We start from the raw sequence: 14,069 nt of genomic DNA on the forward strand, positions 1-14,069 counted from the left end.
CTCAATAACCTAAAATTTACAGGAATTGAGGGGATTATTTCTTCTAATATAGGGAATTAGGTTTGAAAAACGTTGTAATGGTAGTACTATCTTTGCGTAGGCATAGGCAATCCAGACAATGTACATAATGAACTGCACCTACGCACCGAACAAAAAATATCTGAGTACAAATAAAATAGAAGGCTGGGATGATACAACCCCAAAGTCAAAATAGTATCACCTACACACGCATTATCCACCTAAGTCATGTAATTGACATAGACATTCCCCAATGGTCTGGAGATCCCACAGTAGAATTTGAGACTGTGGCTGAACTAAATAATGATGGTTATTACTTGCGGCGTTTCTCCTTGGGAGAACATAGCGCTACCCATATCAATGCCCCTAATAGTTTTCATAGTTCTGCTGTAGGAATTGACCAATATCCAGCCCAGTCTTTAGTTGTACCTGCGGTGGTTATAAATGTTTGCCAAGTTACAGCAGTTAATCCTGATTATGCCCTGACTGTTGCTGATGTTTTGGCTTGGGAAGCAGAATATGGTGAAATTTCTGCTGGCTGCGTAGTTATACTGAATACTGGTTGGCAAAAAAAGTGGTTAGATAAAAGTGCATTCCTCAATCATGATGCTCAAGGGATTCCCCACTTTCCCGGATTTGGCAGCGATGCAACTCAATTTTTACTTGATGTACGGCAAATAGTTGGGGTAGGAATTGATACTCATGGTGTAGACCCCGGACAAGATAACAGTTTTGCGATTAACCGCTTGGTATTGGAAAAACCGCGCATTGTGTTGGAAAATCTCACAAATTTGGATCAACTGCCACCGAAAGGGACTACTCTAGCGATCGCACCTCTAAGATTACGTGGTGGTTCTGGTTCGCCTGTGGGAGTATTGGCATTAGTGCCTTAATTTTTATATCGATATTTGCTTATCACGCCAATTTCCTAAACTTGAGGATAACCTAGAAAGCAAGCAAACTTAATACACAAGTTTTCAGTGGATCATCGGAGATTTTCAAAATGACAACTCCGCTATCTTGCCGTAATTATATAGATGGCCAATGGTTGAATGCTGTAGGAGAAGCAACCCTAGAAAGTCGCAACCCTGCCGACAAAACCGAAGTCGTGGCCACATTTCCCCGTTCTCAAGTTAAAGATGTAGATACAGCAGTAGCCGCCGCCCGTCAAGCCTACCAGAGTTGGCGCAAAGTCCCGGCCCCAGCGAGGGCAGAATACATTTTTCGCGTTGGGGAAATATTACTCCAGCATAAAGAAGAACTTGCCCAATTAATCAGTCGGGAAATGGGTAAACCCTTAACAGAAGCTAGGGGAGATGTCCAAGAAGGTATTGACTGCGCCTTTTACAGTGCTGGCGAAGGAAGGCGACTATTTGGGCAAACCACACCCTCGGAAATGTCCAATAAATTTGCCATGACTGTACGGATGCCCATCGGAGTTTGTGCTTTAATTACTCCCTGGAATTTTCCGGTAGCAATTCCTTGCTGGAAAGCTATGCCAGCCTTGGTTTGTGGCAATACAGTTATTCTCAAACCTGCCGAAGATACTTCCGCCTGTGCAACTAAATTGATTGAAATTTTTCAACAAGCAGGTTTACCACCAGGAGTAATTAACTTGGTTCATGGTGTGGGAGAGGAGGCGGGGAAAGCTTTAGTTGAGCATCCCAATGTAGATTTGGTATCGTTTACTGGTTCCTCAGAAACGGGTGCTTTTGTCGGCGCGACTTGTGGACGCACTCACAAGCGTGTTTGTTTGGAAATGGGTGGGAAAAATGCTCAAATAGTGATGGAAGATGCCGATTTAGAACTTGCTCTCGATGGCGCAGTGTGGGGAGCGTTTGGGACAACTGGACAACGGTGTACGGCTACTAGTCGGCTGATTTTGCATCGTGATATCAAGGAAAAATTTACGGCGATGCTCTATGAGCGTACCAGTAAGTTACGCTTGGGTGCTGGCAATGACTCTGATACAGATATTGGGCCGATAATCAATGAAAAGCAACTCAAACAGGTGAGCAAGTATTTGGATATCGCCCGTGAAGAAGGAGCAAAGATTTTAATTGGTGGGGAAATCGCTCGTGAAGGCTCATTGAAAAACGGTTACTTCTTTCAACCAACTATTTTGGATGATGTAACTCCTGATATGCGCGTCGCCCGTGAGGAGATATTTGGGCCAGTAGTGGCATTAATTGAGGTTAGCTCCTTTGAGGATGCGATCGCAATTCTCAACGATAGCAATTATGGTCTTTCTTCTTCAGTTTACACCCGCGATATCAATCGGGCTTTTACTGCTATGCGCGACATCGAAGCAGGTATCACTTATATTAACGGCCCGACTATTGGCGCAGAGGTACACTTGCCCTTTGGTGGTGTGAAACAAACCGGTAACGGACACCGCGAAGCGGGAACTACTGCAATGGATGTTTTCACAGAATGGAAAAGTGTCTATGTTGACTTCTCTGGAAGTTTGCAACGCGCTCAGATAGATAATCGCAGTTAATTATCTACAAATACACTTGGGCTAAGAGGATGTTTAAAAAGTCCTGTTGTTGGTAGCAAAAAGTTTTAGATCCCCCTAAATCCCCCGATGAATTGGGGGACTTTAAGAAGTTTTCCCCCCTTTTTAAGGGGGGCTAGGGGGGATCAATAAGTTTTCTCCAACAAAACGTTCAACACCTAAACTCAAAAACCCATCGGGGACTATAGCAGGTTGTAATGGTGTATAGTAAATTCCCATGTTGATACCAAAAAAACCAGTCATCACGGGTTTGCCAAATCGAGGCTAAGATGGCTAACAATAAATTAGGAATTAATATTTGTAGTTCGTTATCCACAGGGATATCATCAGAATCTCGTAATTCCGCCGATGAAGGTAGGCAGTCTAAGGGATTGTAATTATACATACAGCACTTTTCGATTCATTAACCAAATCAAATAATCTGCTTTAATACAAGATAGCCACTATTTCGCATACCTGCTATGTCCGCCGACTACCTGACACCAGAACAACGTGCATTCATATCCCGATGTCGAGAAAAATGGCAACACATTGGACTATCTACCGAACCCATCAACCAACAACAGGCTACGGATGCAGTTCGAGCAATATATACTGCACTCGAACTCACTGAACCTGAAATAATTATCGTTGATAGCCCTAACGCTGGGTTCGAGTACATCTGGAATTTGCTCAAAGTTGATTCTCAGACAATTTTGGGTGATGCTATAGATAGTTCCCACTGGAGTAAAATCTACAGTAAGTTGCAATCATATTTGCTCACGCGATTACCCGTTGATTTACAAACAAATTTACATTCTTTGTTTGACAATCATTTAGCAAAAGAATATGCCAAATTACTCCAAGAACAGTTAGAAATACAATGGGGAGATGTTTTGGAGGAACATGTTGGTAAACGCAATAGCCAGTTGATTAAAAATATATTCTCTTCTTGTCGCAAACCGGAAACTTTAATTGCAGGATGCAGTTATTTTGACTTTTGTATTCAGAGTTTCAACTACCAGCAATTTGAAAACCAACTATTCATTTTAGAAGATTTTCTTAAAAATTGCGGCTGGACTTTCTTCTTTCAAAATATCGCGATTATTTCCAACCATTGCACCACAATTAATATTGATAGCAACAATCATCTCCACGGTGAAAATACACCTGCCGTAGCCTTTACAGATGGGTATAGCCTGAATGCACATCACGGTAAAATAACCCTACAACGCAAGCGTAAACTCGATGATATCGCTTGGGTAAAGTTATTTGAGAAAATGAACGCAGTTGAAATTGACTCTTGGGAAGAATACAAGTTGTTACGTGTCGTTGAAGGAATTAATGTCCAGCCTAAGCAGTTCCTCAAAGTAATAAATCCGCATACGGGAGAAGTGCAGGTTTTTAGAGTGTCTATGCGGTTCATATCTGCTATTGAGGCGGCACGCTGGGTAAACCAACGCAAAACTTAGGAATCATGAGTGAGAATAAGCTATTTCATAATTATTTGTTGTTCGACAAAGTTGTTCGACAAACTCAGAAAAATTTAAATTAAAGCTGATGCCAATACTGTGTTTGATTACCATTTCCCAAACACTGGCAATACTTAAGCAATTATCATTATTTTCAATTTGGTCTCGCAAGTTATTACTAATTCTTGGGTGCTTTCAGCCGCGCTAGTAGCGACTGTCAAATTTCAGAGTCAAGCGTTGGCGTAGCTCGCCGCAGGCATCGCTCTTTAACACCATTTTTTCAGATTAGATGCAGAGTTCTGGGAAGTGGCTCTAGAGTTGACGGGAGTGACTACAGAGTTGACGGGAGTGACTACAGGGTTGGCGGGAGTGACTACAGAGTTGACGGGAGTGACTACAGGGTTGACGGGAGTGACTACAGGGTTGGCGGGAGTGACTATAGGGTTGGCGGGAGTGACTATAGGGTTGGCGGGAGTGACTACAGGGTTGGCGGGAGTGACTACAGAGTTGACGGGAGTGACTACAGGGTTGATGGGAGTGACTACAGGGTTGGTTTTTGTTTGCTGCGATCGCTTAATTATAAAAACTCATTGCCAGCAAAGCAATCTCTGAAAAGTGCGATCGCTCTTTGATACCATTTTTTCAGACTAGATGCAGGGTTCGTCTTTGTTTGGTGCGATCGCCTAATTATAAAAACTCATTACCAGCAAAGCAATCTCGAAAAGTGCGATCGCTCTTGAACACCATTTTTTCAGACTAATGCAGGGTTTGTCTTTGTTTGGTGCGATCGCTTAATTATAAAAACTCATTGCCAGCAAAGCAATCTCTGAAAAGTGCGATCGCTTTTTGATGCTGTCATCAATTAATATTTATCTCCAGATTATTGCTAAATTTAAAGTAAATCCTGGTAAAATATCTTCACCTAATAATTCTTTTGGATGTTCTAATATTTCCACTGGTTGACCAAGACGGTAGATTTCTACCTGACGTAATTTTGAATTAATTAACCAACCTAATTTAACCCCGTTATCGATATATTCCTGCATTTTCTCTTGGGTTTCTTTCAAAGAATCGCTGGGTGACATTAACTCTAAAACGAAGTCTGGTGCAATAGGTGGAAACTTTTCTTGCTCTTCAGGTGTAAGTGTATCCCATCGTTCTTTTCTAATCCAAGCGACATCAGGAGAACGGTTTGCACTATTAGGCAATTTAAAGCAAGTGGAAGAATCGAAGCAAATTCCTAGTTGAGTTTGACGATTCCAAATCACAAAATCTGCCGCAATTTCAATATTACGATTTCCAGTCTCTCCGCCTGTGGGTGGCATGATTAGAAGTTCTCCCCTTACATTGCGTTCAAATTTGATTTCAGGGTTTTCACGACACAACTGATAAAATTGATTGTCGGTGAGTTGGATGATGGGGTTTAAGTTGATGGCGATCGCTGTCATAGTAACTATATTGGGGATGACATCAAAATTTAATGAAGCTTTTTACCACAAACTAATTGTATCAAGACATCTTAGCAATGAATTTCAGAGTCAAGCGTAGGCGTAGCCCAACCCAGGCATCGCTCTTGAACACCATTTTTTCAGACTAGATGCAGGGTTCGTCTTTGTTTGGTGCGATCGCCTAATTATAAAAACTCATTGCCAGCAAAGCAATCTCCGATCGTTACTGACTCTGACAAATAAATCTTTTTGTTTTGCCCATAGACGCAAACAAGACCGCAAAACAACGACTTTTAGTCAAATTAATGATGTAAAAAAAGTTTGCGGAAAGTTGCATTGCGGGATTGGGTAGAAGTAAAAACCCAACCCAAAGTATTCATTTAGCTGGTTCTGGTGGTAAACCGAGCTTGGCACGAAAATCTTTATCGTATTTTGCTTTATCCCAATTTTTAGCAGCTTTAACTTGTTCAGAGGTCAGGTTTTTGGCATAGCTGAGGTCAGCACCGCTGAGGTCGGCACCGCTGAGGTCGGCACCGCGGAGGTCGGCACCGCGGAGGTCGGCACCGCGGAGGTTGGCATCGCTGAGGTTGGCACCGCTGAGATTGGCAACGATGAGGTTGGCACCGCTGAGGTTGGCACCGCTGAGGTTGGCAACGATAAGGATGGCACGGCTGAGGATGGCACGGCTGAGGATGGCACGGCTGAGGTTGGCACTGCTGAGGTAGGCACTGCTGAGGTTGGCACCGCTGAGGTTGGCACTGCTGAGGTTGGCACCGCTGAGGTTGACACCGCTGAAACTTTTATTAGTTAAGCTCTCACCAGCTTGTATCAGCTTTTCCAGTGCTTGAATTCTTACTCGACTATACTCATTTCCCTTAACAGCATCGACTTGCTGCCAAAGTTGGCTTATCCTAATTTGTTTTTCAATTAAAATACCTAGAACTACTGACCCAAGTAGCGGAATAATTAAGAAAAACCCAACGGATCTAAAGCGATTATTCCGCGTTTGTCTAACACTTGCTTGAATAAACTCAATAGCTAAGTCGGATAATCTTAAGTTCTCAGTTTGTTGTTTATGCAAATCTTCTGCTTCTCTCAACCGCTTGCCCTGAAGTAGATAATCTTTCGCCTTTCCTCTATCTCGCCATTCAATAGCTGCCGCTTCAATTTTCCGCTTTTGTCGCAGTAGATCCCGACTTTCCTCAATCCATTTGCGTAATAGCAACCAATGGCGAATCAGTGCTTCATGTGCCACATCTACCACAGCAATTTGATTAGATAAGGTACTGGTGACAACTAACTTCTCATCAGCTAACCGTTGAATTATTCTATTAATCACTGCTTCTGAATACTGCAAACTAATTAAATCTCTTTGCAAAACTTGTCTGCGGGTATCTTCTGTTCCTTCTCCCAACTGCGTCAATTCTAAAAAAATCCGCTTTGTTGCTTGCTGTTCCTCAAGTGATAATGACTCATAAACTTCTGTAGCGCGTATTTGCAGGGTTCCCCTGACTCCACCTAGTTTGCTATAGGTAGTCAGGGTTAACCGTTCTTCAGTTCTTTGCTGCCATAGTTCTGTCAGCGTGTACTGCAACAACGGTAAACTCCCCGGTGAATCTTCTACATCTACAATCATTTGAGAAACTAATTCCGGTTCTACTGCTAAGTTCACCTGTTGGGCAGGTTTGAGAATTGCTGTTTCTAATTCCTCCCGATTCATCGGTGTTACTGTTACTAAATGCTCTTGAATTTTCTTAGCTAGTCCGCCATACTCTTGTTCCAGACATTTACCAAAGAAATCAGCCCGCATTGTAATTATTAGACAGAGTTTATTGTCATCCCGTTGTAAAGCACCCAGCACACATTCAAAAAACTGCTGTCGTTTTGTAATGTCTTGACATTGAGTAAAAGCTTCCTCAAACTGGTCTACCACTAGCACTATGCGCTGAGTTTGTGCAGCAGTAATCAACTGTCCTAAACCAACTGCACCTTTGGCAATTAATTCTTCTGCTTTTGCTAATTGTGATGCGCGTTCAATATCTGATAATTCTGATTCTACAAATGCCAGTGCTAAATTTTGTAAGGGATTAATCCCCGGTCGAAATATTTTCAACTGCCAAGTATCGCTACCTGATAACCTGCGTCCTAACTGTAATTGATAAAGTAAACCGGCTCTCACAACACTAGATTTACCACTTCCTGATGCTCCCAACACAGCTAAGAAATTACCCGATCGCACTTTTTCTAATAATTCGTCGGTTAACGCTGTTCTGCCATAAAATAAGTTAGCATCTGCTTCTGTGCAATCAAAATAAGACAACCCTTTGTAAGGACAAATAGCTGATATCTGTACTGTGGAGTTAACAACAGAGGAATTCCATTTGCGGGTGAGATTAATTGCTTCACCAGAGTTCGCAAAAATGGGACGCTGGGGGAACGGGTGATGTTCTTGATTGAGCAAGTCTACTAAAGTGTAGTTACTCACCCAACGGTCTTGTTTTGGTTCCAAACCTTTCAGCAGTGCAGCAGTGAGAACGCTGTGTTGGCTGTTAATCTCTTCAAAAGCTACTTCAAAACCACGAGAAGCCGCAATAAAACACCTGTCTCTACCTTTACCGCGATCGCCTGGATCTGCTTCTGCAAAATTTAGCACCTCCCCGCTATAGCAGCAATCCAAAATTACAATTTGTTGTCTAACTTCACTTTCTTGCAGCAGTCGCCGCAGCCATTGTAGAGATAATCCCCAATTACCCGCATCCGGGTTGACTTCACTTGTCGCTAAAAAGCCTTCCTGAATCCCTAGATTTTTCCGCAATCCATGACCAGAAAAATACAGTAGCGCTGTGTCTGGCGGCTTTCCATCTGGCTTAAATAATTGAACGATCGCTCTTTCTAACTGAGTTAAACTAACTTTAGTTTGCTTACCAATGCGAATCGTCTCATTTTCCTTATCTTTGACTGCTGGTAGCCGCGTTACCCGAAATTCACCATATTGTTGTAAGATTTGAGCGATCGCTTCACCATCGGCAGCTGGTGCGTTGAGACATTTTAAGCGGTCATACGTATTAATTCCCACCACCAAAGCGTCTCGACTCATCCTGCAAAGCCCTATGATAGTTGTGCCGAATTATTTCCAGCTTCTACAAGAAATTTACCGCATTTTCCGTAAAATTTTGTAGATAAGCACTGCTGGACTACCCTAGACGCAATTCTTTTAGGCGAGATTTATCCTATGACTCAACTCACACCTATTCAGTTGGAAGATGGCACGATTATTTACATTGAAGCCACAAATAACGTAGATGCTCCGCCAGTGATTACCGAAATTTCTCCAGAGGGAGAAGAAGCGCTAATTGATAAGGGATGGGATGCTGATGCTGCACAAAAACAGATAGTGCAAAATTTCCAAGCAATTGAAGGTACAATTCGGGCTTACACTGTTTATTCACTCAATGCTTTTAAGAAAATCCCTGTTGCTAATATTGATAAAGTCACTCTAGAATTTGGCATCAAAGTTGGCGGTGAAGCAGGTATACCTTACGTAACTAAAGGCACGGCTGAAAGTAATCTGAAGGTAACGGTAGAGTGTTCATTTCCTGACCAATCGGAAAAGAAAACTCAGCAATCATGAGTGAGAGTATTGACGCAGCCAAAATTTCGATTATTATTCCGGCTATTAATGAAGCGGGGAATATTAAAAAAGCCATTGCTACTACTCAAGCCAATCTAAATATAGAAGTCATTGTAGTCGATGGTGGCTCTAGTGATGATACTGTAGCGATCGCTCAGTCTTTAAATGTCAAAGTTATCTCATCATCTCCTGGTCGTGCTGTGCAAATGAACGCGGGTGCTTTAGCGGCTAGTGGTGAGATTCTGCTGTTTCTCCATGCGGATACCCGTTTGCCAACAGGGTTTGATGAGATGATTCGCACAGCGCTACAACAACCTGGGATTGTAGCTGGTGCTTTTAAGTTGCGGATTGATGCCTCACTTTTAAGTTTACGATGGGTAGAGTGGGGAGTAAATGTGCGATCGCATTTTTATCAAATGCCCTATGGCGACCAAGCAATTTTTTTAACAAAGGAAGTATTTCAAAAAATAGGCAGTTTTCCCGAATTGCCCATCATGGAAGACTTTGAACTCATGCGTCGTCTAAAACGCATCGGACGCATTGTAATTATTCCCACACCAGTTGTTACCTCAGCGCGTAGATGGTTGCAAAAAGGAGTATTAAAAACTACGCTACTTAATCAAATAGTAATTACTGCTTATTTACTCGGCGTTTCACCTGAGCGAATTTGTAGCTGGTATCGTCGAGAAAAATTTAAGAGGCTTTAAGCTTTTTCTCATCTAAGTAGTATATCTTAGGGGCATTGGATTTGAGGTGTAAATTTTAAATTTGAGCCTCAAAAGGTTAACGTTGAGCTTCAGAAGGTCAACGTCGAGCCTCAGAAGGTCAACATCGAGCCTCAAAAGGTCAAAGTCGAGCTTCAGAAGGTCAACGTCGAGCCTCAAAAGGTCAACGTCGAGCCTCTGAGGGTGAAACTTATAAAAATGAACAAGCGTTTATTAAATTCCAAACTCAAACTACTACTGCTAAGTTGCCTGATTATCACTCTCATAATTGCCGCTAAACAGTTCAACTTTCAGGGATTTTTACAGACTTTAATCATTTGGGTTCACAGCCTTGGTGCTTTTGGGCCTATCGCCTACATACTCATTTACAACTTAGCAACATTACTATTTATACCGGGTTCCCTCTTAACCCTCAAAGGTGGTTGTCTGTTTGGTGTATTTTGGGGATCGATATATGTGCTAATTGCTGCGACAATTGGAGCAACCTTAGCTTTTCTCATTGGACGCTACTTCTCACGAGATTGGGTTTCTCGACAAATGGACAAACATCCTAAATTTAAAGCGATTGATTTAGCAGTTGCTAAAGAAGGATGGAAAATTGTTTTGCTAACTCGTCTTTCACCTATATTTCCCTTCAATTTATTAAATTATGCTTTTGGGATAACACAGGTTTCTCTCAAAGACTATATATTAGGTTCCTTCGGTATTATTCCCGGTACTGTGATGTACGTTTATATTGGTTCTTTAGCTGGGAATCTTGCCATGATTAACATTTCTCATCAACCAATTACTCCAGAAACTCAAGTCTGGCAATGGATAATGCGAGTAGTTGGGTTGATTGCTACCGTTGCTGTAACTGTATATATCACAAAAGTTGCTCAGAAAGCATTAGCTCAAAGTGTGGCAGTAGAAATCACAACCCATGAAAAAACTAACAATCATTCAGATATTTAAAGCCTCTCTGCGAGACGCTACGCGAACGACTCCGCTCGGCTTTAACACTGAGCGAAGCCGAAGTGTTAAAAGTATTAATACCAGAAACTTCCAGAAGTTTTTTCGCCTCAGTATATTAATATTACTAATATTGGCAAGTAGTTTCTCATTAAACACAGACCCAGCTTTAGCACAAGAATCGGTAACTTTAAATTCTTTCAATCCCCAAGCAATTTTACGCGAAGCCTTGCAGTGGATTGAAAGCCTGGGCGCAGTAGGAGCCATAGCTTTTATTGTCCTTTATATTATTGCTACCGTTGCTTTTTTCCCAGGTTCTATTCTCACCTTGGGAGCTGGTGTAATTTTTGGTGCAGTTTGGGGTTCTCTTTACGTGTTTATCGGTGCAACCCTTGGTGCTACTGCTGCTTTTCTCGTCGGACGTTATTTAGCAAGGAGTTGGGTTGCTGGTAAAATCGCAGATAACAAAAAATTTGCCGCCATTGACGAAGCGGTAGGTAGAGAAGGATTAAAAATTGTCCTGTTAACGCGACTATCCCCGATATTTCCTTTCAATTTGTTGAACTATGCCTTTGGCATCACAGGAGTTTCACTTCAAGATTACTTCATCGGCTCTCTAGGCATGATTCCCGGAAGCATTATGTACGTTTATATTGGTTCCCTTGGAGGAAATCTGGCCATGATTGGGACTGAGACTCAACCTACCAACCCGACTTTACAATGGGCAATTCGCATCTTGGGTTTGATTGCTACAGTAGCTGTGACAGTTTATGTCACCCGGATTGCGCGCAAAGCTTTAGAAGAAAAATTATAAGGGTGGACAGATGCTTTCGCTATCTTTGGTAATCTTCGTATATTACAAAATAAATTGCGGAAAATGGGATAACAATTGAACAAAGGAAAATAATATGACAACTGAAAATAGTAAACCAAATGATGAAGTTCAAATTCGCACGATAATCGAGGAGCGCGTCAAAGCACTACCCAACAAAGATATCAACGCGCTTTTGTCCAATCACGCGCCGGATATTCTGTCTTTCGATGTCATCAATCCACTGCAATATATCGGAGTAGATACGGTTAGAGAACGCGTCCAGAAGTGGGTTTCTTCATTTCAAGGCTCAATCGGCTATGAGATTCTAGACCTGAGCATCACGACGGGCGAAACGGTGGCTTTCTGCCATTACCTCTATCGTGTGAGCGGAACACTGACAGACGGAGGGAAAGTCGAAATGTGGGTGCGGGCGACTGTTTGCTTGCGTGAGATTGACAGCAAGTGGATGATTGTGCATGAGCATCAATCAGTGCCTTTCGACCCGGAGACAGGCAAAGCGTCGCTTAATCTCAAGCCGTAGGACTTCGTGAATCATAAGCTACGCCTAACAAGTCGTTGTACTCAAGCGCGAAACAGCAGCTTTTTTATCACATTGTCCGTTAATTTTTATCGAGCTTGGTTGCGGTTTTGCACCGCGTCAATTCAATCGTTTGGCGGTTACTGCCTGAATTGGATGCGCCGACAAATAATTAATTTTGTTCAAAGTCCAATTATTAAACAAGCATAAAAAATAAAAGACTGAACCGCCTAAATTTATCAGGATTCTTAATTTTTAATTTTGAATTCCTATAAAAGGCAGTTGAATTTAGTATTATTTTCAATTCTTAAAAAAGGTTTTGCTAATGACCAATTCAGATTTAGAGAGAGTTACTGTTCGCCCAACGGATGAGTATAACCAAAAGTTGGTGTCTTACGTTCATCCGCCAAATTGGGTTAATCCTCAACCCGCAGATGTTTATGATTTGGTAGTAATTGGCGCTGGTACGGCGGGATTAGTAGTGGCTGCGGGTGCGGCGGGTCTGGATTTGGGTTTAAAGGTGGCGTTGATTGAAAAGCATCTCATGGGTGGAGATTGCTTAAATGTTGGTTGCGTACCATCTAAAACTATTATTCGTTCTGCCCGCGTCGTTGGCGAAATCTGGGATGCTAAAAACTTGGGAGTTAATATTCCCCAACATAATATTGATGTTGATTTTCCCAAAGTTATGGCTAGGATGCGGCGAATCAGGGCTGATATTAGCCCTAACGACTCGGCGGAGCGTTTTCAAAACTTGGGTGTTGATGTCTTTTTGGGTAGCGGTCAATTTGCAAGTAAAAATACCGTGGAAGTTGGCGATAAAACCCTCAAGTTTAAAAAAGCTGTAATTGCAACTGGCGCAAGACCTGCACAACTGTCGATTCCAGGAATTGAACAAGCGGGTTATCTAACCAATGAAACGGTTTTTTCTCTAATTCAACGACCGGAACGTTTGGCGGTAATTGGTGGCGGCCCCATTGGTTGCGAATTGGCGCAAGCTTTCCGGCGTTTGGGTTGTGAGGTGGTGCTTTTCCATAGCGGTTCTCATCTCCTGAATAAAGAAGACCCTGAAGCCGCTAAAATTCTCCAAAAGGTTTTAATTAACGAAGGAATTCGCCTAGTACTTGATTCCAAACTGGAAGAAGTGGTAACTGTGACTGAGGGGAAACGGCTTTACTTTTCCTCTAACGGTCATCGAGATTCGGTGACAGTCGATGAAATTTTAGTCGGCGCGGGGCGATCGCCAAATGTCGAAAATCTAAATTTAGAAGCTGTGGGTGTAGAATATGACAAGCACCAAGGCGTGAAGGTAAATGATTACCTGCAAACGACCAATCCCAAAATTTATGCAGCCGGCGATATCTGCATGAACTGGAAGTTTACCCATGCTGCTGATGCTGCGGCGCGAATTGTAATTAAAAATACCCTGTTTTCTCCCTTTGGCATAGGACGCTCGAAACTCAGTAGTTTGGTGATGCCTTGGGTAACTTATACTGACCCAGAAATTGCTCACGTGGGGTTGTACGAACACGAGGCGCAAAAATTGGGTATTGAGGTGACGACAATTGAGATTCCTTTTAGTAGTGTAGACCGAGCGATCGCAGATGGTGAAGAGTTAGGATTTCTCAAAATTCACCATAAAAAGGGGTCTGATGAAATTATCGGTGCAACTATTGTCGCCAGTCACGCGGGTGAGATGATATCAGAAGTGACTACGGCAATGGTGAATAAGATTGGCTTGAGCAAGTTAAGCAGTGTAATTCATCCTTATCCCACTCAAGCCGAAGCAATTAAAAAAGCAGCTGATGCTTATCGTCGAACACTCCTCACATCAAATACCAAAAAATTGTTGGGATTTCTGACAAAGTTATCTTAAGCAAAATCAGCGAACGGTCAGATAACTGTTCGCTGATATCATGTCCGGATAAATAGTTATGATTCCCACAGTCATTGCACCCCACCCCCAACCCCTCCC

General features: G+C 42.4%; 12 protein-coding genes and 1 pseudogene. 10 read left to right on the top strand and 3 right to left on the bottom strand.

Translation table 11 applies throughout. The annotated features are described in order from the left end of the window. The first annotated feature begins 188 nt into the window (after positions 1–188). Together RMZ95_RS17210 and RMZ95_RS17215 are read left to right on the top strand one after the other, a co-directional pair. Entirely contained in the window at positions 189–911 is a 723-nt protein-coding gene (locus RMZ95_RS17210; protein ID WP_322682788.1) for a cyclase family protein, read from the top strand. Between the two features lie 110 nt (positions 912–1,021). Further along, the gene (locus RMZ95_RS17215; RefSeq protein WP_322682787.1) at positions 1,022–2,518 is read left to right on the top strand and encodes an aldehyde dehydrogenase family protein; all 1,497 of its coding nucleotides are present in this window, start codon (positions 1,022–1,024) and stop codon (positions 2,516–2,518) included. 150 nt (positions 2,519–2,668) lie between these two features. Here the strand turns inward: RMZ95_RS17215 and RMZ95_RS17220 are convergent. Then, positions 2,669–2,921: pseudogene (locus RMZ95_RS17220) on the bottom strand (Uma2 family endonuclease); the annotation flags it as partial. 76 nt (positions 2,922–2,997) lie between these two features. Here RMZ95_RS17220 and RMZ95_RS17225 point away from each other — a divergent pair. Both RMZ95_RS17225 and RMZ95_RS17230 read left to right on the top strand, forming a co-directional pair. After that, a complete protein-coding gene (locus tag RMZ95_RS17225; RefSeq protein WP_322682786.1) occupies positions 2,998–3,987 on the top strand; it encodes a DUF6745 domain-containing protein in 990 nt (329 codons plus the stop codon). Positions 3,988–4,293: 306 nt separating this feature from the next. Beyond that, positions 4,294–4,599, top strand: coding sequence for a hypothetical protein (locus tag RMZ95_RS17230; protein ID WP_322682785.1), 306 nt, complete (start codon positions 4,294–4,296; stop codon positions 4,597–4,599). Positions 4,600–4,856: 257 nt separating this feature from the next. Here RMZ95_RS17230 and RMZ95_RS17235 read toward each other — a convergent pair whose 3' ends face one another. Further along, complete coding sequence (locus RMZ95_RS17235; RefSeq protein ID WP_322682784.1) at positions 4,857–5,435, bottom strand: Uma2 family endonuclease; 579 nt, start codon at positions 5,433–5,435, stop codon at positions 4,857–4,859. Positions 5,436–5,811: 376 nt separating this feature from the next. Continuing rightward, the gene (locus RMZ95_RS17240; RefSeq protein WP_409882878.1) at positions 5,812–8,532 is read right to left on the bottom strand and encodes a pentapeptide repeat-containing protein; all 2,721 of its coding nucleotides are present in this window, start codon (positions 8,530–8,532) and stop codon (positions 5,812–5,814) included. A 135-nt stretch (positions 8,533–8,667) separates the two neighbouring features. Here RMZ95_RS17240 and RMZ95_RS17245 point away from each other — a divergent pair, with 135 nt between their 5' ends. The 6 genes from RMZ95_RS17245 (at position 8,668) to RMZ95_RS17270 (ending at position 13,970) form a co-directional block, all read left to right on the top strand. After that, on the top strand, positions 8,668–9,066 hold the full coding sequence (locus RMZ95_RS17245) for a CU044_2847 family protein (protein ID WP_322682782.1): 399 nt from the start codon (positions 8,668–8,670) through the stop codon (positions 9,064–9,066). Further along, positions 9,063–9,773 carry a TIGR04283 family arsenosugar biosynthesis glycosyltransferase gene (locus tag RMZ95_RS17250; protein ID WP_322674065.1) on the top strand — a complete coding sequence of 237 codons (711 nt, stop codon included), beginning with the start codon at positions 9,063–9,065 and terminating at the stop codon, positions 9,771–9,773. The genes RMZ95_RS17245 and RMZ95_RS17250 overlap by 4 nt, the downstream gene beginning before the upstream one ends. A 216-nt stretch (positions 9,774–9,989) precedes the next feature. Then, entirely contained in the window at positions 9,990–10,745 is a 756-nt protein-coding gene (locus RMZ95_RS17255; RefSeq protein WP_322682780.1) for a TVP38/TMEM64 family protein, read from the top strand. Continuing rightward, positions 10,714–11,556, top strand: coding sequence for a TVP38/TMEM64 family protein (locus RMZ95_RS17260; RefSeq protein WP_322682779.1), 843 nt, complete (start codon positions 10,714–10,716; stop codon positions 11,554–11,556). Before RMZ95_RS17255 ends, RMZ95_RS17260 begins: the two co-directional genes overlap by 32 nt. Positions 11,557–11,650: 94 nt before the next feature. Continuing rightward, positions 11,651–12,097, top strand: coding sequence for a YybH family protein (locus tag RMZ95_RS17265; RefSeq protein WP_322682778.1), 447 nt, complete (start codon positions 11,651–11,653; stop codon positions 12,095–12,097). Between the two features lie 322 nt (positions 12,098–12,419). After that, the gene (locus tag RMZ95_RS17270; protein ID WP_322682777.1) at positions 12,420–13,970 is read left to right on the top strand and encodes a mercuric reductase; all 1,551 of its coding nucleotides are present in this window, start codon (positions 12,420–12,422) and stop codon (positions 13,968–13,970) included. Positions 13,971–14,069 lie beyond the last annotated feature (99 nt).

Origin of the sequence: Nostoc sp. DedQUE07 (genome assembly GCF_034530975.2) — a bacterium.
GTDB lineage: Bacteria > Cyanobacteriota > Cyanobacteriia > Cyanobacteriales > Nostocaceae > Nostoc.